The sequence below is a fragment of the Mesorhizobium sp. P2_E9 genome (genome assembly GCF_056403815.1).
Genome location: NZ_JBFUET010000020.1, coordinates 1 through 24,415, shown reverse-complemented (window position 1 = coordinate 24,415; position 24,415 = coordinate 1). Strand labels below are relative to the sequence as shown.

Genomic DNA, 24,415 nt, shown 5'->3' with positions numbered 1-24,415 from the left:
CGGCAAATCCTTAAAATCGATCCATGCACCAAAGCCCACCAACGCCGCTGTACTCTGCTCAAGCAGGGGATTGAGGTTCGGTTTCTCCCAAAACGATCAGGTTTTGGGTGGCGTGGTGTAGTCGAAGTAGAGACCGGCATGGCTTTCGCCGAGCCCGGCCTTGACCTGGCGCCCGCGCCAGAGATGGGTCGAACCGTCGCTCCAGCGGACCAACTGATCAACAAGCTGCAATCTGAGTCCGGCGCGTCCCACTTCTTCTTCGAAGACTTGATCGATCTCCCGTGCCAGCTGTCCGCTGCTCTCGCGCAGCGTGAGACTGGTGGATTCCATCAGCATCGCCCGTTGCAGCATGAGCCGCGTTCCGTTGGTTCCCTCGATTGGCTTCGCGACGAAGGGCGCCCAGCCCTGCGGCACCCAGGTGCTGAGCTGATAGGTGAGGTCCGCGTTCGCCGCGGCCGGCACCTGCGGAACCGGGTCGGGGATGCCCGGTTTGATCGTCACCGGCTTCCCCGCGGCGCCAAGCACGGTCTTTTCGATGGCCCACGCCAGATTGGCTTCCTCGTCGCGCTGCAACAGCACATCCTCGAGGGGAGGGCTCTGCATCCCGTAAAGCGCTGCCGGAGGCAGGAACAATAACGGGACATCTGCAACAGGCGCATCGACCGTCGAGAGCTGGTACATCCGGCCGGCATTGTCGGCCGCCTGCGTGGCTGGGGTACCCACAAGGGTGGCGACGCCAAAGGTATCGGTAACGACGACCCAATCAACTTGGGCCAGCGAGCCAATCGGCAGTTCGACGGGCACGACGAACCAGTCCGGGCTGTAGATCACTGCACCCTCGACCGCGAGCAGGCGCGCAAGATCGGTGGGGCCGGCATCGAGGCTGCCCAGATCGATGAGCCCATCCTCCATCTCCCAGAAGCGGTCGGCCGGCATGCCGGCGAACGAGACCGAGCGCGGCAGCAGCCGGTAATGGACATCGCCCCCCCTCGGCGGAACTTTGATCCCGGAGGCCTCGTCGGGCGGCGGTCCCCCCGCAAGCGATGCGCCCGGGGCAATGTCGACATCGAACCAGTCGAGTCCGGTGCCGTCGTACTCCGTGGCGGCGAGGGTAATCTCCCCCGCGCCCAGGCCAGGTGAGGAAACCGCAAAGCCATATTCGAGCCGCTGCTGCTGCCAGGCCGGGTTACCCGCCGCGGGCTTGGCCGAAACCGGCATTTCGGCGGCGACCCATCTGTCCCATTCGTCCAGCACACTGTCGAATTGATCCGAATTGCCGGAGGCGGCGCCGATTTCGGCCAGATCCCCGGATGTCAGCTGCCGGGCCGTGAGCCCATCGGTCACGCGACCCGTGAAAATCGCCGCATAGCGTTCCTCCTGCAACCCGGCCTGGGGCGAGGCGGGCGCCTCGAACGGGCATTTGGCGCGCAGCAATGGTATGGCTGCGCCCAGCCCTACCGCGGCCAGCCGCTGCTCAAGTTTTTGCCCGGCCTCGACCCGCACCTGCCAGGCACGGGAAATGTCGATGCGCTCGGCCTCGACCAGCGCTTCGAGCGGCTGCATTGTGGGGTAATAGTCAACGGCGCCTCCGGGGTCGTCCGTCAAAAGTCCCGGGCGAAAGCGGGTGAGGCGCGCATAAGAGGCGCGCAATTCTACGCTTGCCGGCGAGCCGCCGTCGTCGCCGGTGAATTCGCCCAGCTGCAGTTGCCGGGCAAGCAGCCACATCGGGTCGGCGATTTGGGCGGCGAGACCGACATCGATATCGGTCGTCGCCGCGTGCGGTTCGATCCGGGCCCAGTTGGTGAGGTCAGCCATTTTTCAGCACATCCAGATTGGCGCTCCGCCAATGGGCGGTATCGGTCAGCTTGCCGAAGAGATTGCTTGCGACCTGCTCGAGCGGCACCGTTGGGCCCATGCCATCGCGGGCGTAAATGGCCGGCAAATATTCATCCACGGCTGTTGGGGCGAGTTGCGGCAGCTCCACAGTCCTGAGGCTGGCAAGGTCCAGCGTATCGGCCAGCATCGCTTCGAGCATCGGCCACGACCAGGGTTGGTTGCCATTGTCCGGATCAGGGTGCACCGCGAGCAGGATCGATTGCGGCGCCCTGGCATTGGGGGCGTCGTAATAGAAACTGATGCCCGTTGTCTGCGTGGCTGCAGGGATGACCTCAGTCCATTCATCGAGCACGAGGCCAGTGGTTTTTTCGGGCAAGGCTTCCCCATCGGCCAGGAGCACGAGATGGGCGCGTGGACCCGACCAGCGCTCGAACTCTCGAAGCCGATTGGCTTTGTCGAGGTCCGCCGGATCGATGGCCCGCGATCGCAGGCGTCCTGCGAGCCAGCTATCGTCCGGTCGGGCCGGCAGCTGAGCCACACGCGCTGCCAGCGCAGGCCCGTCAAGGGCGCGGGCAAAATTCCTGAGATCGTTGATTGCCGCTACCAATGGCCGGACCCGGCCGCTGCGCCGGAGCCATTCGTCGGGATCCGGTCGGTCGGTGCCTGCCGGCGCGCTGTCCGGCAACAATTGCGGCGACGCGCCGACATCAAAGGTCAGGATAGTGGTGGGGCCGAGCAGCAGGCGGGCGCGTTCGACGAGGCCATCGATCGGCGACTGTGCCGTGTTCTCGGGGACTGGCAGGGCGTTGATCATCGTCAAAACCTTCTGCGCCGAGGCGCGAACCGCTATGGCCCGCTCGGAGAGTTTTGCAACATCGAGACCGGCTGCCTGCGACGCGCCGGGTAGACCGAAGCCGACCAGTGCAGCAAGGCCTGCGCCGAGCGCTGCGGCGTCCGGCGGCTGCTTGGCGATTGCGGCATCAAGATTGGCACAGGCCTGGACAAACGCTGCCGCGGTGCCGTCCAGCCGCAGGCGCACCTGATCGATGTCCTTCGCAAGCCCGGCGGGCGGCACGACGTTTCCATCCGGATCGGCAAGGTGCTGGCCGGTGAGGGGCCTCGACGTCGACAGCACGTCGCGCGCTGCGCCGGCGAGGGCTGTGAGCTGGTCCCAACCCAATGACCCTGCGGGAAGAGCACCACCCGGCGGCTGTCGCACCCGGCCGCCCGGCATTCCGGATTCCGCGACAAGTCGGTCGGCCAGTGGGGATTGCGCCGCCGCGGCCCCGGTTGCCTCATTGATGACATCGAGGGCGCAAAGGCCCGGCAACTCCGACAGTTTGATCGCGACCGGCGCCTGGGCGGTGCCGGGAACGAACACCTCGGTGACCCAACGCTCCGGCCTGCCAAGCAGCCGCCGCGCCCATTGCTCCAGTTCGGGGCTCAGCCGGGCGCGTGGCGCGGCGTCGGTCCAGCCGGCAATACCCACATCGCCGTTCGGCAGGAGCAGCACCACCCGATGCGTCAGCGAGTTGCCGTTGCGCGGGCTTCGCACCACGTCGAGGTCTGTCGGCAATGGCTCGCCATAGGCGATGGCGTTGAGCGTGGCGGCGGCACGGGCATGATTGCCGCGAACGATGTTGTGCACACCCTCGGCGAGCAGCAGATCGGAGACTGCCTCTATTGCTCCGTCGAGTTGTTCGATCAGCGGCTCGATCTGGGCGAGGATGGCCTGCGCTGAGTTCGGCAGCGCCGCGCCGCCGTTTTTGGCCGCATGCCAGGCGGACCAGAGCAGTTCGCCATCGACGACGTCGTGCGGCGCTACCTGCTCGGCGGCGCCGTCACTCATCGGCACACTACGTTGCGGATAGGCCGCGCGCAAATCCGCGATCAGCCGGGCAAGTCCCTGATCCTGCATCGACCGCTCAAGCCGATAGCCGAGGACCGCTCCGAGCGGCTGGCCGTTATGGACGGCGTCGAGCAATTGCGTCGCCGCGCGAACCCGCGCCGAAGTGAGGTCGATGCGGGCGACGGAACTGCCGGCATCGTCGCCGTGACTGAGCTCCGCTGAACGCAGGATCGCTGCGGTCTGCGCATGGACGATCGAGGGCGCATGCACCCAGCCGACCTGCCGTCGCGGCGCCACCGGCGCCGGCTGATCGGCATAGCGGCCAGGCAGGTCTTCGAGCGACGCCGCGGGATCGCGATAGAGGGGCAGGTTGACCAGCCATCCATAAGCGCCAATGCGCAGCCCCCTCGGGCGTCGCCGGCGCAACAAATCGAGCCGCGCGGTCGCGATCGAAGTGATCCATGCGTCGACCCGCGTCCCACAGGTCGCGAGGCTTTCCCCCAGCAATCGCTCGAAATCGGTCGCCTCCAGCGTCTCTGACGCCAGCCCCTCGATGGCTGTTCGCGTGTCGATGAACGCCGCCGTTAGCGGGTCACCCACCATCTCTATCCCGCCGAAACGCCCGAGCAAGTCGCGATCGGCGACCACGCGCATGAGGTTCGCGTCGGCGAACTCGGCGGCAGGAATACCGAGATTGTTTGTCGCCAAGACGTCCCTGATCGGGGTCGCGAAAACGGCGGCGGTCGAAAGGGCCGCCCCGGCGGAGAGCTGGCTGAGTTCGACTGGCCTCGCGATGATCTCGGTATAGATCTTGTCCCATCCCGCCGCTTTTCGGACCGCCGCGAAGGCAGCCTGCTCATTGGCCTGGAGAAGCGATCTGATCAGCAGCTGAAACAGCAGGTCGTCGCCCGGCGGAACTTCTGGCACTAGATCGAAGCCGGTCGCCCCAGGATGGTAGGTTGCCAGCCAGGGGAGGTAGTCGCGCGGCGTCTTGCCGGCTTCGGTATCAACAGTGGGTATGGTGAGCAGGCTCCTCTGCCCGATATCGAGATCGAAAAAGCGCGCCCGCTTCGGCAGCGCCGGAATTTGGCCGAGCAGCATGCGGTAGATCTGTGCCTGCGTCCTGTCGGCGAGATCTGCCTTGCCCGCGTCAGTCAACTGTTCCTCGCCGACAATCACCCAGGGATGGGGCTCGCTCGAATAGTATTTCAGCGCCGCAAGTGGACCGCTGACTTTGCGCATGCCATAGCCTGAAGGATGCGGCACGGGCCCGAGGCCCATGATCTCGATAAGGCGTTTGCTTGCGACGTCGACGTCGGAAAGTTCAGATGGCAGGGCAGGGGCATTTTGCGCCGCATAGGTCCAGAACGGCCGTACCCTCGCGAGCAGCGAAGCGAGTTTCGCCAGCGTCGCCGGCTCACCCGCCTGGCGCTGCCATCTGCCCGGATCGGTCACCGGCAGGATGCCGTAGGGCTGGCGGCCCAGCAGCATGGTGGGCAGCGGCCCGCGGCCGCGCACATAATCCCGAAAGTGGCGGCGGCCAAAACCGTAGGCTTCGCTAAGGCCGTCTATTGCACTTTTGTCCTCCGTAGCATCGATGGCCTTGGGCAGCAAAAGCGTGCCGATCATTTCGCCCCAGGTCACTGGAAAGAGCGCGTCGTTCATCAGCCGCGCCGGCCGCTGCTCGTTATGCTCGCCACTATCGAGGTCGGCGAACGCCCCTGCCGGCAGGCCGAGGGCAGCAGCCGCCACCTGGGCATTATTGCCGCCGCCACGGAGCAAATCGGCTGGTGCAGGCATCGGCGCTGGTGGCGCCGCCGCTCGCACCGCCGCTGGATCCGGCCGTGACTGCCACGCGGCGCGCTGCCCGCGCAGATTGTTGGTCGGCGTTCCCTGCAGCAGGAATTTGGCCCCGTGCACGGCTTTGTGGCGACCGATGAGATCCTGCAGCGCCGCCGCCTCGGCCTCCGCTCCGCCATCATTGAGCTGCTCGCGCAGTCCGAAGACCAGCAGCCGGCTGATGCGGTTGGTCTTCGCGATCGAGGCCGTCTCGTTGCCGGCGGCATCAAAGCTGGAGAGATCGATGGTGACCGCCATGCCGACCGCTTCCGCCTCGGCGTAATCGGCGAGCCACTTTGTCGCCTTGTCGTGCGGCGTGTCGCCATGCGGATCGAGCGAGAGCCGCAAGTCTGCATCCTGGCTCGGTCCAACCGCCAGGGGCTTGCGAATGGCGCCGCCAATCGTCGCAAAGGCTCGGGCTTCCCCGACCCATCCGGTGACCAGCCAGCGGTCCGGAAGCAGTTCGGCCGTCGCTGCCAGCACGCCCCGGCGCGGTGGCTGGTCGTAATCATGCTGCGTCTGGTCGGCCACGTAAGCGGCGCGGTAGGGCTTTACACTCTGGCAGAGCCGCTCCCACGCCGCCTGCGCGGCACGCTCGGCAATGACGGGCGTATCGGCCGGAGTTGCCACAGCGCTCCAATAGACGGCGCCCGCGGCGATCTCGGCTTGGTTGAGATCGACATTGTGATCGTCGATGGAGATGTCGTCGGGATAGATGCGGACGCGCAGCACCGGCATTTTGAGCGCCGGCAAATCTGCGCTCAGCGGCCGGCTGCCGAATCTGACCTCGAGCCGCACGGGCAGGAGCGCCAGAGGCAACTCCCGGTCGACATCGCCGAAGAGATCGTCGGGGATCGGGTTCATAGATAATCGCTCGCTTTGAGCAGCACCTGGAACGGTTGCTGCATGAGGATTGAGGCAATCTCTCCGGCATGACTGGCCGGGCCCCAGATGACGCGATCGTTGCCCGCCGGCACTGCCCAATTCTCCTGCCCGGTGATGTTCCCCGAGACGCTCAGATTGCCGGTCCTGACCAGTTCCGCCGGGATGTTCTGCCAGGCGAGGTCGCTGATCTTGCCGACGGCCGCGGGGTGCGCGCCGGGGTTGTCGTCGAGGCCGAATTTGGGTTCGTCGATCGGCTGCGTTAGGGCAATGAACCAGCTATTGCCGTCATTGGAGGGCGCGGTGAGTTCGCCAAGCGTCACGGCCAGCCCCGCATAGGTGATGTCCGGATCGAGGAAGTCGCGGAAAAGTTCGCGTACTGACGGCGTCTGGGGATCACGGACGAATGTCGTGCCGGCGGCCGACTCCGTGGCTTTGCCGCGCAGGGCGGTGATCACAGTGTTCGGATAATGCCGAAGCAGATCGCCACGCACCACGACCACCACATCTTCCCCGGGATGCACATCATTGGCGGGGCCGTTCGAACCGAGTTGGCCGTCCCAGTCCGGGATTGGTTTGATGTCATCGGGGCTGCCGGGCGGAGTGGGCCAGAATCTGGGAAAGCAGGTTCCCATCATGTCGGTCGGATAACGCCGCCACTGCAATTCCCGCGCCATTTCGTAGGACGCGCCCACTAGGAATGCTTCGACAAAGCGCGAATTGGCCACAAGGATGCTGATCGAATTGGGCGGCAGCTGGTCGGAGTGACCGAGGATCCAGTTCCGATCAAGCTGTTTGAGGCGGTTGACCGCCGGGTCATCGAACCGTGGCGCCGCCATGGTTTCGTGCACCGGGGACCGGCGTCGCAGCCCGTACCGGGGAGCGGGCAGGGTGATCGCCCACGCCAGCATCTTCTTATATTGGCTGGTGGGTTCGAGAAGGGTCACCACCGACTGCTTGAGGGTTGCGGCAACGGCCACAGCGCTAGGTGCGATCAGGTCGCGCTGCGCATCGAAGGTCACCGGCCGCTTGAGCCCGCCGATTGCGGCTGCCACCGCCGCCGGGTCCGCTCCCCATAGTTGCGGAGAGATTTCAACATCCTGGTGGAACTGCGCCATCACCGCGCTGCGGACGGTGGCATAAGTCGCCACCCCCTTCGCCTTGTCGGCGGCGACGTCGGTCGAGCGCACGAACTCGAAGAGCTGATCACGCTCCGCGGCATTGACCCGCAGCTTTATCCGGGGATTGTCGAGACTTAGAGCGATGGCCCCTCCGGCATTCTGGTCCACCTGCTGGGCAGCGGCGATCAGGCTGAGGTCGGCCGCGCTCAGGTCGACAATAGCAGGTGCCTGGTTCGTTGCGACCCGCCGCAGCCGCTGCGAGAGCGAGAAGGCGATCCCCGGCTGTTGCTGCACCGCAATACCGCCCGCGACGTGCTGCTGCAGCTGGGTGACCTGGCCGGGCGACAGGGTGAAGCGTCCGAATACGCTCGGGTCGACCCGATTGGGGCCAGCCGCCTGGGGTGGCGCCGGTTGAGGTTGGGGTTGCACGATTTCGATTCTGGCCTGTGTCGCATCGATCAGCGAACGCAAATTTGTCAAATTCTGCACATGCTGGTCGAGGGTGAGGCCCGTCGCCGCCTGGATGGCCCCGTTGGTAAGCCCTGCGCGCGTCAAAAGCTGCGCGAAATCTGGGGGGGCCAGTAGTGCACGCTGTCCAAACCGTGGGGCGTCTGCCTGGAGGGTACCGGCCAGCATCGGCGTAACGAGCGCATCGAGCTGGCGGGAACTATTGGCCACAACCGCCCCGATCAAGGTTCCACGCACGATCGCCTGCGTCGCATAGCGGGTGGCGCGAGTGAAATTGGCACCAACGACGGTGAGCGGCATCTTGGTCGCCGCAACCTGCGTCGCCACGGTGGCGCGCTCTTCGACCCGAAGCCGCCCAAGAGCGGGCATTGCGAGGCGTAGCGCGTTTGCCGGCGTCCGCGTCGCCAGTCGCTTGGCGTGCAAATGGACCGCCGAGGACATGAACATCAGCGCCCAGCGCGCGCGCCGGTTCGCCTCCGCCAAGGCCTGCAACTGATTCCAGGCGCTGGCCATCAGGGCTTCCTGGTCGCGCTGTACCATCCGCGTTCCAAGCGCGGCCACGGCCCGCGTTTCCGGATCCGCATTGAGTTCGGTCAGCCAGGCGGCCCGATCAGGAAGCACCGGCTGGGCATTATCGGGCGCATCGTCGAGAGTCGGCCGTTGCGCATGCCACTGCCCATAAATCGGCGGCCCTACCACCGGCCGGTCAATGCCTTCGTGTCTCTCTGTTTCGGCCACATTGAGGACGCGCTTCAACGCTGCTCCCACGACCGGGCGGCGTTCGGCGTCCGGCGCTGGCGCGAGCGGGGAAAGTGGTCCCGCTCCGCTCGCCTTGGCGATCGCGGTGCCGACGCGGAGCGCGACAGGGGCAAATTCGGCTGAGGCCGGAAAGCGCCCCAGCCGCGGGTCGAGGTAGACGGTCCGCTCGCCGACGTCGGCGCTCGGCTTCACCCCCTTTAGCTTTTGCGCCAAGGTCTCGAAATCTCCGGCCGGTCCGGTCCTGAAGCGCCAAGAGTGGAACACCGGCAACACCACCGTCGGCTGCTGGGTCGGCCAGGCGCGTTTGAGCCCGGTCGCGTCACCCTGCGCGTCCAGCGCGGCGGCCCCGAGCCCGGCCTGCACGCCCAACGCATAGGTCGGAACCACACAGGCTACCCAGCTGCGATCCGCCTGCAATCGTCGCGGCGAGATCAGGCGGGACAGCACAAGTCCGCAATTTGACTCCCACGCCTTGACCGCTTCAACCGGATCGATGTCGCCTGGTGCAATCTGCACATGCGCCCAGGCCCATGCCTCGGTGAGATCGGGCAGCTCGGCGATAGCGGCCTCGACGACCGGATTGGGCGAGCCCACCCGCGCCCGTACGCGCTGTGTCCCGGACTCTTCCTCGAGCACCACGAGTGCGATCCAGGGCGAGAGCTGGTGCCTGTCGCCAGGGGCCGTCGGCGAGAACAGCCAGGGCAGGTCGGGATGTGCGAACTCGACATGGGCGAGATAATTGGGCTCGAAATTGTGCGTTTCGGGCCGCGGCACCATCCGTACGACCTGATTGCCGCTGAGCCCGGTCAGATCGCCGGGTCCGAGCACATGGTAGCTCAGCGTATTGGTGTCTTCCCGGCTTGTCCCGTCCTTGGCAGTAAGCGTCACGCTGCGGGTTATGGACGCAAGCGGGCGTCCCATCTCGACCGGTTTGGCGCCGTCGATGGAAGCGGCGGCGCCGCGCCGCCAATAGGGCAGGAAGTGATGCGGCCCGGACATTATTGCAACTCCCAGGCCGGTGCAGCGGCAAGCTGCAGCCCGGCCGCATTGGACAAATCGAACCCCGCCGCATCGGCGAGCTCGCGCCGCGGATCCCGCGGCTTGACCAGCGGTACCTGGACCTCGATCGGACGCGCCCGCAGGCCGTGCACCAGACCTTCCTGTTCGAGAACGCCGGCCCACCGCCGCCAGATGCCCTCGCTGTGCAATTCGAGAATCTCATAGTCGCACAAGCGAGCAATGGGCGTTGGCTCGGCGAGGATGCCGTGCGGGATGATATCGAAGCCGCCCGGCAATGCGGCGTAGCCGCTCTGGGTCAACCGGGCGTTGTCGTCCTGTGCGAAGAACTGGTCGGGCACGAACTCGTCCGAAACCGGCTGAACCTCCGCGTCGGCGACCGCCACATGCAGGGTTGCCGGCTGGCCAAGCGCGACGCCATCGACGCGGGCGAGTTCGGTCTCGATCGGGATGCTGTGCTGCCGGAAAGAGATGCCGCTGAGCGGGTGGATAAGCATGTGGGCACCCGGCCCGGCGCGCAGCGTGACCAGCTGCGGCACCGCGGCCGAGCTCGCCGACCAGTTAGAGGCAGTGGCGAGAGCGTCGACCAGTACCGCGAGCGGATCGCGCGGCACGGTGCTCCCGGGAGGATCGGGGCCCCAGCTCAGTTCCGGGAGGTCGATATCGACATCGAAGAACAGCACCTCGATCGAGGCGTGGCCGGTGATATGCCATTTGGCCGGCCCGCCGAGCGAGCCGTCAAGGCTGATGCTGGCGACATCGAAATCGGCGCATTCGACGCTGATCGATGCCTGCAGACGAGCCCCGAAACCGAAGGGCTCGGTGTTGATGAAGGCGTCGAATTCGGCAAAACCGTGGATGCCGAAGCCGTCGAACCCGGCCTGCAGTTCGACCCGGGCGCCGAACTGCAAGGATGAGGTGGTGATGGCAAGATAGGCCTCGGCTCTGAGGCGGAGCACCGGGCTCGAAGACAGGTCGACACTGAGCCGTCGCATCCCGGCCATGCCCTCGGGCACCGGGAAGCCGGGGTAAAAGCCGCCAGCGGAGACCGCAAACAGCGGATTTGGACCGGTAATCATGCGCAACCGGATGTCGCCGCCTACCTGCATGAAGATGATCCGCGAATCGGCGAGCGAGGCATCGATGCGGATGCCGTTCTGATCGACATCGCCCTTGATGACGGCCTGCAGGAAGATCAGCGGCGCCTGCTCGGCCGGCAGCGTCAGCGCGAAGCGGCCAATGATGATCGCCTTGCCGTCGGCGGTGGAGACGATTACCGCGAGCGTCGCAGAGATCATGGTCGGCGTGCCCCAGCCGATTTTGATCATGGGACCGATAAGGATGCCGTCCGGCGCAAAGGGAAAGCAGCGACTGGCTACATCGAGCAGATGTGGCGCCTCGGCGATGGGATCACGGGGGAACATGAGACGCGACAAATCGCCCGACGCGGTCGCCGCGGTCAGCGCGTCCTCGTCGGCCCGCCGGTTTATGCCGACGAGACCGCCAACGGCAACCAGCGTAAAGCCGAAGGAGAGCTGGATCGGCGGCTCGAACTCTGCCGCCATCAGCACCAGCATCGAGAACTCGGAGAGGCCGAGGACCCCGAGCGCAGTGACGTTGATGAGCCCCAGATTGGCGCTGAAGGCACCGCGCAGTTCCGCATCGGTCTTGCTCAGATAGCCGCCGCCCGTTACCGGGCCAAGGTTGAGCTCCGCCGCCATGCCGGTAGGCAATTTCGGCACTGTCGCAAGGTGCAGGTAACCGAGGCTGCTATCCCCGGCGAGGTTGAGCCTGAACTCGAAGCCGGCGCCAAAGTGTTCCATGCTCGCCGACAGGCCCGGCAGCTGGAAGGAGGCCGACGCGACGAAGTCGAACGAGATCAGCGTCGCCGGGTCGGTTCCCCGCGAGACATCGATTTCGGTGGCAACGCGAAAGGAATCACTCATCAGGTCGACGCCCTCCCCAAATCGAAGACAGGCGCCCCGCCTCCGGATGCGATCGTCAGGGAGGGGCTATAGCTTTCGTCGACCGGGCTTACCGCAATCACTTTGGCGAGGTCGCCAAGGAAGCTCGTGAGATCGACTTTGGCGCCGAGCCCAGGTTGTCCCGGCGCGCCGAACCTGGCCTTGGCGCTCCAGGCAATCGGCGTATTGGCCGCCGCCGCGATCTGGCCGCCGACGTAGGGCTTGCCAACGCTCACGCCGAACGAAGGGTCGGTCTGGGGGAGGATTGCTCGAGTCAGCGTGAGCTGGGCGGTGACGCTGCCCGCCCCCTGTTTCAGGGTTGGCGCGCCACCAATGGGGATGCGGAATTCGACGTCACCGGTGCCCGAGAACGAGAGTTCAAGCGGCTCCTCGGCCTTGGTCAGTTGCGGCCCATCATGGGTCGCGATGATGAAGCCGTTGGTCGCCTGTCCGAGCGCGATCGAGAGGCTGAGTTCGGCCGATTGGCCTGCCGGCAATGGCTGCGTGTAGGTGAGGATGAGGGCGCGGCTCCAATTGTCGCCGGGGTCCCAGGCTCCCACTTTGAGCTGTGGTCCGACGAGCTTTTGCAGCTGCAATGCCGCCATGATCATCAGGCTGAGCCAGTCCTTCGGATCCGCCGCCGCCTGCTTTAGTTTGTCCAGCAATTGCTGGGGCAGCTCGGCAATCTGGCCAGCTTCCTGCTGGGCGTCGTTGATCGCCTCGGTCAGAATATCGCCGAGCCGACCAGCCTGACCGGCAGCCTGATTGAGGCCCTGCTGCAGCAGGGCTTCCAGTCCGGCAACGATTGCATCCACACTCGACGCCATCCCAACCTCCGCCGCCGGCCACTCCCAGTGCCGCGGTCAATTCACCTCATAGATGACGTAATAGGCAGAGCCCTCGACCTGCGAGCGGGCGACTTTTGCCACCGGGCTGGAGCCCGCCTCGCTGGCGAACATGGTGACCGAGCCGAGGAGGTCATCGCTGAAATTATCCCAATCCCAGAGTGACAAATTCTGCGAGAAGCCGAAGTCGAAACTGGACTCGAGATCGATCGACTGGCCGGAATTGACCGAACCATGATTGCCCGGCGACGGCCAGATCGCGTTCTCTTGCCGGCCGAGGTCGCGAGGGTGATATAGAGGTCGCCCGGATCATTGCGCGCGAAGTCGATCGCCGAAATCACTGAGGGAAGCGATTGTATCCCCTGCAGGAGCGCGCCACCGACCTCTGACGGCAGGACCGTATCGGCCAGGCCTGCCGCCGCTTGCAGCACCCCGGCGTCCGTGTCGGTTGATGCCAATACGCAATAAACTGTGTGGATTGTCGCGGTTGCCATTTTTACCTCCGCCTGGAAACGAGCTGCAATCGCGAGACGCATCGCCCGATTGGCTCCGTATCTCGCAGCCAGGTTTCCAATCAATTTTCGAGGCTGCCATCCACCGTTTGATGTAGGCACGCCAGGATTCGATCCGCTACGGTACCAGCGCATTCCAGAGAGTTCCTCCGGTATCGGGCCAGCACAAAGCCTTGATTATTGACGTATCGGCAGCCGCTTTCTGAAGGAAGAGTAACGATAAGCAACAAATTGGACAAGCCGCAATTGCGCCTTATTGGAATTATGGCTATATTGCTGTTAAATGGTTGAACGAACATTGCAACCGGCGCGTCGCGGGGTTGCGCCCTGTACGATATTTACTATTTATGACAATTTATTCAAAAAGTATTAAGTATCGAGATGGCTGGCGGACGGCGCCAAATTGAAGGGGGGGGTCGAGAATGATTGCGTTTTTGCAGTTCGGCGCCATTGGCATTGGCCTGGCGATACTGGCCTTCGGAGCGCGGCTGCTGACCGCCGAGCTGAAGCGCGATCCGCCGCGTCCTGAAGGGCGCAACCTCATCGTTATCTTCATGGCCTTCAGTCTCATCGCCTTCGGCATTTCCGCTTTTATCGAGTTGCAGAAGCAGGGAAATGAACGTGCCGAAAAGGCTGCTGAGTCCAATGTCCGCCAGAGCGTTGCGGCGCTCGACGCCCATCTCAGCGACAAGGAAACGGCGGGCTTCGCAACTCAATTGGACGGCCAGGGCAAGCTGGAGCTGACGGCCTATGAAAATAAGCTCTGCCAGGACCTTGGCCTGATCTGGACCAAGCTGCAGCTCGACGGCTCCCCCAACTGCCATTCAAACATTCAGTAGCGTGTTCAGGCAAAGTGGACACCACTTTTCGCCTCGAACGCGCGGACAATCAAAGACTCCAGGGGTGGGAGCACCTCGCGCAGGTGCAGGACTTCACGGCGGCGGCACCGGCAGCAGATCATTGCAGCGGAGTGAGCTGAGCCGAAAGGGCAATCGGCAAAACGGTCCGCTTCTGCCGCACCCAGATGGGCCGTTCGCCCTCTGCTCGATTTGTTTCAAGCCGTGGAAGCATTTGATTTTGCGTGGCAAATCATCTGCTTTCGATGCTGGCACCCAAACCGCTCGCGAATAGACTTAGCGAGGGGTAGAAGGTTCGTGCGCCACAACGGCAAAAGTATGAAGCAATTTTTAATCTTCTTGTTGCGTCAACCTTGAGAGTTTGTTTGCGCTTCTTACTACGATTGTTTGCGCTACAGTGAGCGGCGCACTTTCCGACGGAAGCGAAATATGCTTCACAGCTGATAAAGCATTCCCGGACTTCCGACGGCCACCGGACGCGAAGCGCAGAACGGTGACATCCATAGGGCGATCAGCGCGCGAGAACAGGTGGTTGGAAGGAGATAGCGTTATGCCGCAGCCATCTTTGTTGAAATTGGGCGTTGTAACCTGCCACGCGACTGATGATTTCATTGGACCAGACGACCTCGTCGGGGTGGTGGGGACGGATCGTTTCCCGATCGGACAGTTCGAGGCGGGGACCAGCTTCGATGTCGGCATCGAGATGCCCATAGCGCCCGGGGTCACGGAACTCACGATTCTCGAGGCCGACGTTATCGAAGACGACGTGCTCGCGACGATCGATCTGACGCAGGACATGGATGTTGACCGGGTGTTCGGCATACTCACTGGGGATGCCCGCTACGACGTGAACTTCGTCGTCATCAGCGGGCCCGACTGATCCCGGCTGGGGCTGAGCATACCGACAGGGAGCGCATCTCCTTGAGAAAGAGAATGAGCAAATGACGGGAGTCAAGCACAACGCAAAGATTGATGTCCGAGACGGATCATCGCGTACAGTCTCAGTCTCTGGGACCGACGCCAAACAATGGAAAGGGTTTGACGATGCCTTTTGATCAACCGACCCTCCAATTTGGTGACAGTGGCCCTGAAGTCACCAGACTTCAAGAGGACCTGACCGCCGTTAGTTGTTTCTCCGATGTCGCAGACGGATCCTTTGGCCAGTCGACCATGGATGCGGTCGTGCTCTTCCAGTCCACGCTCGGCCTGGTCGCCGACGGTGTCGTCAATCAGGACACATGGTCGGTCCTCGAAGGCCCGGAGGCCAGTGTGGAAGACTCCATCGACATCTCCGATCTCCCCGGCCTGACTCTCGCGGTAAGCCACGCCTCCGACGGGAATGTCGACGCCTACCTCGCCGACCTGGGCATTGGTTCCGACAACAACGCGTAGACCGAGACGCCGCTCTGTCTCGGGAAGGGAGCTAATATGGCTTGCGAAATTCAGGAAGTCGGTGTCGCCATCGCTTTGGGAAACGCGGTAGCTTCGACGCCAAGTGTTGCCTTCGGGGCCGTAGCTCCGCCACTCGAGCCGGCTTTGGCACTGAAAATGTGGCTCTCCTGGGCGGCTCTGCTAGTGGCGATCGGCTTCCTCATCAAGTGCTTTGAAGACAATGGCAGGCAGCAGGATGCGGAATCGTTGAAGCGGGAGCTGGACCGGCTACGTCAGGAGCTTGAGAGCCTGAAGCAGAGGGTGCACTAGAACGTCGGGAATCTCGCTGGCGCCAGCCATGGAGCGGAAACACGCGGCCTTGGTAGCTGGCAGCGGGCACAAGCAAGCCTTGGGCATCGGCTGCTCCCGCCGCGCGAGATTTGTGGTTGATTCCAGGGGCAGAGGATCGCGAGACGCCCCCGGGCGAAGAACGGAGGCGACCTCATGGATTCGGGTGACGATCTCGGTGCGGCGCGGGGAGGCGCGTGGACCTCCCTTCCACCCTTCGAGCTGCCGGCGGGCGACGAGCCCCTGCGCTTGGTCGTACGCGAGGTGCAACGCTAATTTGCAGCACGCGGAAGCTTCTCGCGAGGAGCTCGACGAACGACTCACCCTCCTGGACGTCGTTCCCCTCCGCTGAACCAAGGCAGTGAGACGACGACATTCGAGCGCACACGTTTCTGGCCAGCCGCTCGTGCAAGCCTTCCAGCCACCAGCAGGCGCCGCCGATCCAGCCGGCGAGAGTCGAGCGCGCCAGATCGACGCCGTGCCGGGCGAAGGTCTGCGACTGCCGGTAGAGCGGCGTGTGGTCGCAATATTTGGAGACCAGTACCTGCGCCAGCAGCGCCGGCGTTGGCAGGCCGCCGGCGATCAGCCGCTCCGGGGCCGGCGCTTGCACTACCGTCTCGCAAACACGGCAAGCGTATTTGGGGCGGGTGATGCGGACCACGCGAAGCTGCGCAGGAACCCAATCCAGCATCTCGCTGACGCTCTCGCCGATCGCATGGAGCGCGCCGCCGCAGCACCCGCAAACCGCGCCGCCGATGTAGAGCAGCACGTCGCGCGGCAGATGCTCGGGCAGCGCTTGCGGTGGGGTGGCCGCTCGGACGGCTGTTTTTCGAGACTGGGACGGCTCTCCCGGATGCGGGCGATATCGGCGTCGAGATCTTCCAGCGCGAGCGCCAGTTGATCTGGATCGAGGCGCTCGGAACGCCGGCCGAACTGCGCCCGCTGAAGCTTTTTGATGATCGACTGTAGTCGCTCGATCTCTCCGTCGCGGCTTTCGACACCACCCGCCATCTCGCGTACGAGACGCTGCAGGAGAGCCGGATCGGATGGCAAATCATCAAGATCGATCAGCATGACCGAATCTATCACAAACAGCCCCAAAACCCAAGGATTCCGGGCTTTTCTGTAACGGTCGAAGTGCCGATTTCAGCCGGCCAGAGCAGGCCTCCAAACACGCTCGGGTGCGCGCCAGTCTATGCCCTCGATCAGCATCGCAAGCTGTGCCGGCGTCAGCGTGATCGAGCCATTGAAGCCGGCCGTCACCGGCCACGCGAAGCTGCCGTGATCGAGCCGTTTTGTGAACAGGCACAGCCCGTTTCCATCCCAGAACAGGATCTTCAGCATCGACGCCTTCTTGCCCCGGAAGGCAAACAGATGGCCCGAGAATGGGTCCTGCTTCAGCGTTTGCTGCACCAACATGGCGAGCCCGTCGAGACCTTTGCGCATGTCGGTGTAGCTCAGTGCCAGATGCACCTTCACGCCCGCGGGAACGATCATCATCTTCCTGTTCCTCCGCTTTCGAGATGCTCACGAACGGCATCCGGATCGCTGCCGGCGGGCGCAAATACGCGCCGGCCGTCAGGCAGATTGATTGCCGTCATTCCGACCGTCGGCTGCATCAGGTCACGCAGCAAAGGTGTTGTTGGCGTGCCGTCAGTCAGCGCGACGGGCGCAAGCTTCACGCGCTTCTTCTGCGCCACGCCGAACTGCACGCGCCAGCGGAACAGCATGCCGGTGACGATCCCGTGCTTGCGCGCAACCTGCGAGACGCTGACATCAGGCTGGTCGCTCTCCAGCGCAATGGCGTGCTTTTCCCATCGCTGAAGAAGCGTCGGGCAAGTTGCCGGGGCGCGCCAGGATCATCCTTCGATAAGGCCGTCAAGCTCGATTCCGGCGGCGTTCCGATAGCACTAGTGCTAACGACCGGACGAGCGGAGGGATGAAGATGCGCCCGTCAGTCGATTTCGATCTCGCCTTCGTCCAGTCGGTCACGCCAGAGGCGCAGCGAATACGGCGAGAGCTGCAATGCGATTCGCGAACGCCCATGCCGCTCCAGTTCATCGCTTCAACATGCATTGCCCAGAACGCATGGACAGCACGGTTACGCACATCCGTGCTCACCGCGAAGCGCAGCCGTGCCCGCTTTTTCTGCGGCTTCGCTCGCTCTTCCAGACGCTTCTGACGGCGCAATTCCGCCTGATATTCCGCGTGCTTACGCGCCGCGTCGTTGCCCCCAAAGTACTTCAGCCAACGATCGAGCGTGTCCTTCGCCAGGCGATGCACACGGCAATATTCCGTCCGCGTCAGACCACTGCGCTGCCACGCCCAACGTGAACCACCCAGTAGGATTGTCGCGCCTTGTTCTCGAAATGTCTCAAATTCACCGGAGATCCTCCATGCTACGAAGGAACCCCACATGCTGCGATTTTGCACTACCGGAAGGACGTGCATGGACCGGACGCTTACAAACGATCGGGCTATGGCAAGATAAAGCGAGCTTGCGCTCGCACCTCGCTTTGCTCGGTAAGTTGTTGTCTGCACATTGTTTTCGCCTGCGAAAACGAAGCCTTTCCGGACCTTTGAGGTGTATGGGCGGCGGCGGAATTGCCGGTAACGCACTGGTGATGCTTCGAAATCCGATTTGCCGCCGCGATGTGTGATCCGACGTTTCTGCGCCACAGCCTGTCTTTGCACGCTGGAGCACGATCAGCGCTTGCGGCGTCTTGCGGAGCCTCAACCCACCGCTGATCCTGCCGCCATGGTGGACCGTGACGGCAGAGATTTCCGTGTCAGGCCCGGGCGTATGCGAAGCAGCGGCACGCGCATCAATCCGCGCTCGATGCCGTTCGTGACACAGGTGAAGATCGCCGTGCGCAAGGCGGGCGGCAAGCCCGGCAGAGTCGGTGGTTCGGCGGAGAGCAAGAAAGGCGGCCGGTTCAATTCAAGGGGACGCGGCGCCAGCATCGCCGCCGGCCTGGCGCGCGACGGTGGCGGCTGGGGCCGGGAAGGGGGCGGAGGCCGCTTCCGGGCGCGGCGGGTGATGGTCAAGGCACGCGTGGTTAAGTTCGCGTCCCAGCGTGGCGCGCGCGGCGCGAAGATGCGTGGCGTCTCGACCCGGGCGGTCGATGCGCATCTGCGCTATCTTGAGCGTGATGGCGTGGCGCGCGACGGCGAGAAGGGCCGGGTTTATTCCGTGCTCGAGGGTGGTCGCGACAGCGACGAGGGCAAGGCGTTCGTCGAGCGCTGCCGTGGCGACCGGCATCAGTTCCGCTTCATCGTCGCGCCCGAGGATGCCGTCGAGATGGAGGACCTGCGCTCCTTTAACCGCGATCTCATGCGACAGATTGAGAGCGATCTTGGAACCCGGCTAGACTGGATCGCCGTCGACCACCACAACACCGGCCACCCTCACACTCACATCCTGGTGCGCGGTGTGACTGATCAGGGCAGGGTGCTCAACATCGCCGGCGATTATATCGCGCTAGGCATCCGCCATCGCGCCGGCGAGCTGGTTACGCTTGAGCTCGGACCGCAGACCGAGATCGACATCGCCCGCAAGCTGAGAGCCGAGGTGGAGGCGGAGCGGCTGACCCGCCTCGACCGGATGCTGCTTGCGGAGCAGGAGGAGCGTGGCATCGTCGACCTAAGGCCTGGCGTAAGCGAGAGGTACACGCTGCGCGCCAACCGCCATCTCCTGGTCGATCGGGCAAGGCGTCTGGAACATTACGGCCTCGCCTCCGAGACGGAGCCCAGCCGGTGGGTGATTGCCGATGGTGCCGAGCACGTCCTGCGCGATCTCGGCTCACGCAACGACATCATCAAGACCATGCACCAAGCGCTCGCCGACCATGGCATCGCCGAGGAGCGCGGCCGCAACCAGTATGTCACCCATGGCAAAGAGATCACGGAGCCCGTGATTGGACGAGTTCTCGCCAAGGGGCTTGCCGGCGACGGAATTGATGGCGGGCTCTATGTCGTCATCGACGGCGTGGACGGACGCACCCACTATGTAGAGACGAGCGATGACACAAAGCTCGATGAGGTGAGGCGCGGCCACATCGTCGCCCTCGAGCCGGTTCCGGCAAAGGCTGAACCGCGCGCGGCCGAGCTCAACATTCGCGATGTGGCAACCCAGCACGGCGGCATCTACCGGCCGAGTGAGCATCTGGAAGCAGCACGGCCGCGGATCGAGCGCGTGAAGGGCGATCCCGACGCTTTCGTCCGCGCGCATGTGCGCCGGCTCGAAGCGCTGCGGCGGGCGGGCATCGTCGAGCGGATCGATGCCGACCACTGGAGGATCCCCCAAGACATCACCGAGCAAGGTGCGGCCTACGACGCCCGCAACAGGGGCAGGGATTTTACGGTCCGCACGCTTTCCTTCCTCGACCTCGACAACCAGGTGACGAGCGATGGCGCGACCTGGCTCGACCGGGAACTGGCATCGGCAAACCGGACGCCGCTCGCACAGATCGGGTTCGGCCGGGAAGTCACTGACGCGACGGATCGGCGTCGCCAAAGTCTCGTCGACATGGGCCTTGCCGCTCGACTGGACGACGGCCGAATACGGGCGCCCAAGGATCTGCTGCAGCGACTCGAACAGGCCGAGGTCGCCCGCGTCGGCCGTGTGTTGGCGGCCGAGCGCGGGCTCAGCTTCATTCGGGCCAAGCCGGGCGAATATGTCAGTGGTCGGCTTGCCGGTGCCGCTAACCTCGCCTCCGGACGGTTCGCCATGATTGATGACGGTGTTGGCTTTCAGCTCGTGCCTTGGCAGCCGACGCTCGAAAAGCGCATCGGCCAGCAGATCGGCGGCATCGCCCGTGACAGCGGCGGTATCGAATGGAGCTTTGGCAGAAAGCGTGGGCTGGGGTTGTGATGGCTTTGAGATGACTAGTTTCTCGGCCACCTACGTCCACGTAGGTTCACTTCTGAACGCGCAAAATACGCCGGGAACGGTCGGTCGATTGAGGTTTCTGGAATGGGGGCTTATGGGGCCGTTTGCGGTCTGTCCGTTTTCGGGATGACGAGACTGGAAAGCGGACCAATGCTTCCAGCGTATCGCGGACAGCTTTGCGCCAACAGAGTTGATAGTCGCCCGTCAGCGACTTCAAGTCTTGCGGCAGGGATAGCGCGTCTTGATTTGCCGGTCGCTCTCGTGGGTGTGGCTGGTACAACCACCATCGGCCGGGTTGATGGCGAGGGCATTATCTTAGCCGCCCCTGCCACTTGGAAGAACAGTGACCGACGCCGCCAGTTACCTCACTTTGCTTAGTTGAAATTCGTCGCTGAGCGCGCGCTCGTTGGGATCGATCGGACCCAGGTTCTTCACGACCTGGAATCGACCGTCCTGCGCCTGCGCGATGTACATGTTCATGCGAACATGGTGTTGGCCGGGAACCATTTCGGCCGGGCCGCCCGGTCCCTCGCTGATCCGCGCGTGATCGAGCGCGCGGATGACCGCGTCGCGCTCCACCGTGCCGGCCTCGGTCACCGCCGCCTCCCACATCTTGATCGCCCGGTAGTGACCGGTGCATCCGCTGCCCGCGGTCAACATGGCGCTGCCCGGGAAACGGTCCTGGTAGCGACGCAAGAGCGCGCGGCCAAACGGATCCTCGAGTTCTTGATAGTAGTCGAGGCAGCTGTAGAGGCCCTCGATCTGCTCGGGCGGCACGAGATTGAAGAAGTTCTCGTCGAAGTAGGTGCAGATGATCTTGCCGCCGCGCTTGCCGAAACCGACCTTGTGGAGTTCTTCGAAGAATGGCGTCAGGCCCGGCGGGACGATGGTGTTGAAAACCACCTCGGCGCCACTCGCCATGATGTGCTGCACTGTTCGCCGGAAATCGACGGTGTCGAGCGGAAAATACTCCTCACCGACGATCTCGCCGCCATTGGCGCGCACTACCCGGCTCGCGGCCTTGTTCAGCAAATGGGGCCAGATATAGTCGGCCGATGGCAGGTAGAATTTCTTCGCCCCGGTGCTCTTCATGAACCAAGGTATCAGCGGTTCGACCTGCTGCGCGGGCACAGGCCCCGTGCAGAAGATCAGGGGATCGTTTTCCTGTCCCTCGTATTGCTCGGTGTAGATGTAGAGCGTCCTGCCCCGCTGAACCGCCTCGCTCTTGATGGCCTGACGGGTCGAGCTGTAGATGCCGCCGACGACAAGATCGACCTTGTCGATGTCTATCAGTTTCGCAGTCCTTGCCTTGGCAACACTGTCGGTGGTCTCGCCGTCCTCGATGACGACCTTCACCGGCCGGCCTAGGAGGCCACCTCTGGCGTTGATGTCGTCGACGAGCATGGTCGTAAGGTTTGCGTTGGCGATGCCCATGAAGGACAACGGGCCGGTGAGTTCGGCGATAAGGCCGATCTTGATGGGTTTCAGGTCCATTTCATTTCTCCGATCTTGGGGGGGTCGTGGGGCGCGGCGCTGCAGGCAGCTGGCGGCGCGCAGCGCACGTCAGGCCTCATAATGGCCGAGCAGCATCGCCGCCTGCGGCTTGCCCACGTGGCCGGCTTCCTGCAGGATCGCCGGCACTTCGGGATCCGACACGAAATTCTTCCAGCCCTCGGCGTCCCAGTCGAAGATCGCCCAGACGCGGTCCGGCTCGCTGGGGTCACGGAACACGGTTGCGCCGTTCGAACCGTGCAGCCGGCGCTTGTCGGCGCCCTTGGTCGAAAAGATACGGATGAAGCGGTCGACGTCCGCCACCTTGGTCGTTGCGAGAAGCATTTGGTGTTCCTCCTATCGGTCGCGGCCACCATTGGTCCGTCGACAGGATCACGATGCGCGCCTCGGAGTAGGCGCACATGGGGTGTATTCCCTATGCCTGCGTTTCGCCCGGTCGGATAAGGCCGTGCTCGACCGCATAGAGCGTGGCCCCGGCGCGGGTGGTCACGCCGATCTTGGAATAGACGCTCTGGATATGGTGATCCGCCGTCTTGGGCGAGATATCGAGCTTGCGTGCCGCTTCCTTCGCCGTGAGTCCGGCAGCGATCAGGCGCAGCACCTCGATCTCTCGCGGCGTCATTCCGGCCAGCGACTGGGGCGGCGCCCGGCGCGACGGCTGCCCCGCGAAGGACAGCACGGCCTCGGCGGCGTCGGCGCAGATACAGCCCTCGCGAACAGCGGCGTGCAGCTGTGCCGCCGCCGCCGCGCTGGACAACGCCTTGCGGTGCGGACGTTCCTCTCGCCACGTCTGGAAGGCTTCGGCGGCGGCCAGGATCCTCGCCGCCGGGGACAGGTCGGAGCCGTGTACCTTGCGGTGATAGCCCGAACCATCCAGACGTTCGTGATGACGAAGCACGAGGGCGGCCATCGCATCGCCTTCGCGACCGAACGAGGCCAGCGCCCGCTCGCCGTAATAGGCGTGCAACTGCGCCGCGTCGCGCTCGCGGACTGACAGCGGACCGTTGCGCATCCAGGTCGCCACCGGCACCACAAGTTCGCCAATGTCATGGATGCAGCCCGACCAGCGCAGCGCGCGGACGTCAGGGGCGGGCAACCCGATCCGTCTCCCTGCACCCTCCGCCAGTTCCGACACCATCCTCGAATGGCCTTGCGTAAAGGGCATGCGCATATCGATCATGTCGGCAATGGCCAGGAACGCCTCGTCGCAGGCTGCCTCGTCCAGCGTCACCGGCGGATCGGGCTCAAGCGCCAAAATGGTCTCGCGGTCGACCGTCGCGCCAATGCCCTCCATCAGCGCCGGCGCGTTGTCCGAGACTAGCCGGGCCAGATCCGCTTCGTATGGGCCGTCAGCGCGGCTGGCAATGGTTTCGGTCATCCCTTCGATACCGACCGCATCGCAGAGCGCAATAGCATCCTGCGCCAATGTGATCAGGCGCACGGCTGGCAGTACGTCCTCGCCGCTCAGCCCACGCGGTAGGCCCTTGCCGTCCCAGCGTTCGTAAATCTGACCGAGATTGCGCCGGATCTCGTCCGACAGGCCGAGCCGCTCGCCTATCCGCTGCGCGACCTCGCAATGCGCTGTGAGCACCGGGCGCGCCACCGCGAGCGCCTGCGACATCGCGGTCTCGACCGCCCTCGCCTGCGCGTCCGGCTCGAGGTCGTAGTAGAACCGCTTGAAGGCCTGCACGAAGACCCTCCCCAGTTCCGCACGATTGCCCATGTCTAGACCGACAAGATCCTGGCGGAGCGCGATTTCGTCGCCGAAGGTGGCCGACAGAAGGTCGGTGTCCGCATTGCAGCCGACATAGCGCAGCATCGACTGGTGGTAGGCATTGCGCCGATCCTGCCCGGAAACTCCCGCAAGATCGGCGATCCGCATTGCAAGTACGCAGGACTTCAGCGCGAAGTCGCGAGAATGGCCGGTGGCAAGGTCCGAAGCATAGGCGAGGACCATCATGAAGTCCGCCCGGCGGATCGAGACGTTTGTCATCCCCCACCTCCCAGTGACCCCATGCTAGCCCCGTGTGCCGTCAATACCTAGGGGAAAAATCTCAGGCCGGCTGTAGATCCTGCAAGAAACAGAGCGTCCTGTTTGGGGCCGTGTATGGACGGCTCTCCGTTGGCAAGGGATTTGTGAGCTTTTGCAGTTGCTGGTTGGTGCGGCCATGTATCCGACCTGTAGGTGCGGCCTTTCATGTGCCGCTGGCCATAATGCCATTCGCGCGTTTCAGGTCCCGATCGAAAGCTCGCACTTATAGTGCACGGCCCCAGTGGGTTTTCCTGATCCGGCGGTTTCAACCGGCTTTGTGCATTAGCTCCTGTCCGCCCCTTTCCAACCTCG

Annotated in this window: 19 protein-coding genes and 1 pseudogene; 5 read left to right on the top strand and 15 right to left on the bottom strand. The window is 64.0% G+C overall.

The window, feature by feature from the left end; translation table 11 throughout:
• Positions 1-96: 96 nt before the first annotated feature.
• From AC1D05_RS29790 to AC1D05_RS29765, 6 genes are read right to left on the bottom strand one after another with little or no spacing between them, the layout of a single operon-like run.
• Positions 97-1,815 (bottom strand): hypothetical protein, encoded by a 1,719-nt coding sequence (locus AC1D05_RS29790; RefSeq protein WP_477445675.1) that lies wholly within the window; start codon positions 1,813-1,815, stop codon positions 97-99.
• Complete coding sequence (locus AC1D05_RS29785) at positions 1,808-6,388, bottom strand: hypothetical protein (RefSeq protein ID WP_477445673.1); 4,581 nt, start codon at positions 6,386-6,388, stop codon at positions 1,808-1,810. Before AC1D05_RS29785 ends, AC1D05_RS29790 begins: the two co-directional genes overlap by 8 nt.
• Positions 6,385-9,753, bottom strand: coding sequence for a hypothetical protein (locus tag AC1D05_RS29780; protein ID WP_477445671.1), 3,369 nt, complete (start codon positions 9,751-9,753; stop codon positions 6,385-6,387). Before AC1D05_RS29780 ends, AC1D05_RS29785 begins: the two co-directional genes overlap by 4 nt.
• The gene (locus AC1D05_RS29775; protein ID WP_477445669.1) at positions 9,753-11,717 is read right to left on the bottom strand and encodes a DUF6603 domain-containing protein; all 1,965 of its coding nucleotides are present in this window, start codon (positions 11,715-11,717) and stop codon (positions 9,753-9,755) included. The genes AC1D05_RS29780 and AC1D05_RS29775 overlap by 1 nt, the downstream gene beginning before the upstream one ends.
• On the bottom strand, positions 11,717-12,562 hold the full coding sequence (locus AC1D05_RS29770) for a hypothetical protein (protein ID WP_477445667.1): 846 nt from the start codon (positions 12,560-12,562) through the stop codon (positions 11,717-11,719). Before AC1D05_RS29770 ends, AC1D05_RS29775 begins: the two co-directional genes overlap by 1 nt.
• A gap of 36 nt (positions 12,563-12,598) precedes the next feature.
• A complete protein-coding gene (locus AC1D05_RS29765; RefSeq protein WP_477445665.1) occupies positions 12,599-12,748 on the bottom strand; it encodes a hypothetical protein in 150 nt (49 codons plus the stop codon).
• Positions 12,749-13,526: 778 nt separating this feature from the next.
• Between AC1D05_RS29765 and AC1D05_RS29760 the strand changes: the two genes are divergently transcribed.
• From AC1D05_RS29760 to AC1D05_RS29745, 4 genes are all read left to right on the top strand, one after another.
• Positions 13,527-13,931: a hypothetical protein gene (locus AC1D05_RS29760; RefSeq protein ID WP_477445663.1), complete on the top strand. Its 405-nt coding sequence runs from the start codon at positions 13,527-13,529 to the stop codon at positions 13,929-13,931.
• A 568-nt stretch (positions 13,932-14,499) separates the two neighbouring features.
• The gene (locus AC1D05_RS29755) at positions 14,500-14,829 is read left to right on the top strand and encodes a hypothetical protein (RefSeq protein WP_477445661.1); all 330 of its coding nucleotides are present in this window, start codon (positions 14,500-14,502) and stop codon (positions 14,827-14,829) included.
• Positions 14,830-14,993: 164 nt separating this feature from the next.
• The gene (locus AC1D05_RS29750; RefSeq protein WP_477445659.1) at positions 14,994-15,341 is read left to right on the top strand and encodes a peptidoglycan-binding domain-containing protein; all 348 of its coding nucleotides are present in this window, start codon (positions 14,994-14,996) and stop codon (positions 15,339-15,341) included.
• 36 nt (positions 15,342-15,377) lie between these two features.
• Entirely contained in the window at positions 15,378-15,650 is a 273-nt protein-coding gene (locus tag AC1D05_RS29745) for a Z-ring associated ZapG family protein (protein WP_477445657.1), read from the top strand.
• A gap of 172 nt (positions 15,651-15,822) precedes the next feature.
• Here AC1D05_RS29745 and AC1D05_RS29740 read toward each other — a convergent pair whose 3' ends face one another.
• From AC1D05_RS29740 to AC1D05_RS29715, 6 genes and pseudogenes are all read right to left on the bottom strand, one after another.
• Positions 15,823-16,359 carry an IS66 family transposase gene (locus tag AC1D05_RS29740; RefSeq protein WP_477445655.1) on the bottom strand — a complete coding sequence of 179 codons (537 nt, stop codon included), beginning with the start codon at positions 16,357-16,359 and terminating at the stop codon, positions 15,823-15,825.
• Positions 16,278-16,742 carry a transposase domain-containing protein gene (locus AC1D05_RS29735; protein ID WP_477445653.1) on the bottom strand — a complete coding sequence of 155 codons (465 nt, stop codon included), beginning with the start codon at positions 16,740-16,742 and terminating at the stop codon, positions 16,278-16,280. Before AC1D05_RS29735 ends, AC1D05_RS29740 begins: the two co-directional genes overlap by 82 nt.
• A 72-nt stretch (positions 16,743-16,814) precedes the next feature.
• Positions 16,815-17,168 carry an IS66 family insertion sequence element accessory protein TnpB gene (gene tnpB / locus AC1D05_RS29730; protein ID WP_477445651.1) on the bottom strand — a complete coding sequence of 118 codons (354 nt, stop codon included), beginning with the start codon at positions 17,166-17,168 and terminating at the stop codon, positions 16,815-16,817.
• Positions 17,165-17,398 (bottom strand): hypothetical protein, encoded by a 234-nt coding sequence (locus tag AC1D05_RS29725; RefSeq protein WP_477445649.1) that lies wholly within the window; start codon positions 17,396-17,398, stop codon positions 17,165-17,167. Before AC1D05_RS29725 ends, tnpB begins: the two co-directional genes overlap by 4 nt.
• Positions 17,399-17,413: 15 nt before the next feature.
• Positions 17,414-17,464, bottom strand: a pseudogene (locus tag AC1D05_RS29720) (hypothetical protein); the annotation flags it as partial.
• 82 nt (positions 17,465-17,546) lie between these two features.
• Complete coding sequence (locus AC1D05_RS29715) at positions 17,547-18,347, bottom strand: hypothetical protein (RefSeq protein ID WP_477445647.1); 801 nt, start codon at positions 18,345-18,347, stop codon at positions 17,547-17,549.
• 34 nt (positions 18,348-18,381) lie between these two features.
• Here AC1D05_RS29715 and AC1D05_RS29710 point away from each other — a divergent pair, with 34 nt between their 5' ends.
• Positions 18,382-20,541, top strand: coding sequence for a DUF3363 domain-containing protein (locus AC1D05_RS29710; protein ID WP_477445645.1), 2,160 nt, complete (start codon positions 18,382-18,384; stop codon positions 20,539-20,541).
• A gap of 378 nt (positions 20,542-20,919) precedes the next feature.
• Here the strand turns inward: AC1D05_RS29710 and AC1D05_RS29705 are convergent, their stop codons facing one another.
• From AC1D05_RS29705 to AC1D05_RS29695, 3 genes are all read right to left on the bottom strand, one after another.
• The gene (locus AC1D05_RS29705) at positions 20,920-22,053 is read right to left on the bottom strand and encodes a substrate-binding protein (protein WP_477445643.1); all 1,134 of its coding nucleotides are present in this window, start codon (positions 22,051-22,053) and stop codon (positions 20,920-20,922) included.
• 69 nt (positions 22,054-22,122) lie between these two features.
• Positions 22,123-22,395: a hypothetical protein gene (locus AC1D05_RS29700; RefSeq protein ID WP_120018142.1), complete on the bottom strand. Its 273-nt coding sequence runs from the start codon at positions 22,393-22,395 to the stop codon at positions 22,123-22,125.
• 91 nt (positions 22,396-22,486) lie between these two features.
• Positions 22,487-24,064 carry an HD domain-containing phosphohydrolase gene (locus AC1D05_RS29695; RefSeq protein ID WP_477445641.1) on the bottom strand — a complete coding sequence of 526 codons (1,578 nt, stop codon included), beginning with the start codon at positions 24,062-24,064 and terminating at the stop codon, positions 22,487-22,489.
• Positions 24,065-24,415 lie beyond the last annotated feature (351 nt).

Coding starts and splice junctions, on each gene's coding strand:
- AC1D05_RS29735 (WP_477445653.1), bottom strand. CDS start 16,742: ATGCTGATCGATCTTGATGATTTGCCATCCGATCCGGCTCTCCTGCAG.
- AC1D05_RS29790 (WP_477445675.1), bottom strand. CDS start 1,815: ATGGCTGACCTCACCAACTGGGCCCGGATCGAACCGCACGCGGCGACG.
- AC1D05_RS29775 (WP_477445669.1), bottom strand. CDS start 11,717: ATGAGTGATTCCTTTCGCGTTGCCACCGAAATCGATGTCTCGCGGGGA.
- AC1D05_RS29785 (WP_477445673.1), bottom strand. CDS start 6,388: ATGAACCCGATCCCCGACGATCTCTTCGGCGATGTCGACCGGGAGTTG.
- AC1D05_RS29745 (WP_477445657.1), top strand. CDS start 15,378: ATGGCTTGCGAAATTCAGGAAGTCGGTGTCGCCATCGCTTTGGGAAAC.
- AC1D05_RS29700 (WP_120018142.1), bottom strand. CDS start 22,395: ATGCTTCTCGCAACGACCAAGGTGGCGGACGTCGACCGCTTCATCCGT.
- tnpB (WP_477445651.1), bottom strand. CDS start 17,168: ATGATGATCGTTCCCGCGGGCGTGAAGGTGCATCTGGCACTGAGCTAC.
- AC1D05_RS29695 (WP_477445641.1), bottom strand. CDS start 24,064: ATGACAAACGTCTCGATCCGCCGGGCGGACTTCATGATGGTCCTCGCC.
- AC1D05_RS29755 (WP_477445661.1), top strand. CDS start 14,500: ATGCCGCAGCCATCTTTGTTGAAATTGGGCGTTGTAACCTGCCACGCG.
- AC1D05_RS29705 (WP_477445643.1), bottom strand. CDS start 22,053: ATGGACCTGAAACCCATCAAGATCGGCCTTATCGCCGAACTCACCGGC.
- AC1D05_RS29770 (WP_477445667.1), bottom strand. CDS start 12,562: ATGGCGTCGAGTGTGGATGCAATCGTTGCCGGACTGGAAGCCCTGCTG.
- AC1D05_RS29725 (WP_477445649.1), bottom strand. CDS start 17,398: ATGCTGTTCCGCTGGCGCGTGCAGTTCGGCGTGGCGCAGAAGAAGCGC.
- AC1D05_RS29750 (WP_477445659.1), top strand. CDS start 14,994: ATGCCTTTTGATCAACCGACCCTCCAATTTGGTGACAGTGGCCCTGAA.
- AC1D05_RS29780 (WP_477445671.1), bottom strand. CDS start 9,753: ATGTCCGGGCCGCATCACTTCCTGCCCTATTGGCGGCGCGGCGCCGCC.
- AC1D05_RS29740 (WP_477445655.1), bottom strand. CDS start 16,359: ATGCTGGATTGGGTTCCTGCGCAGCTTCGCGTGGTCCGCATCACCCGC.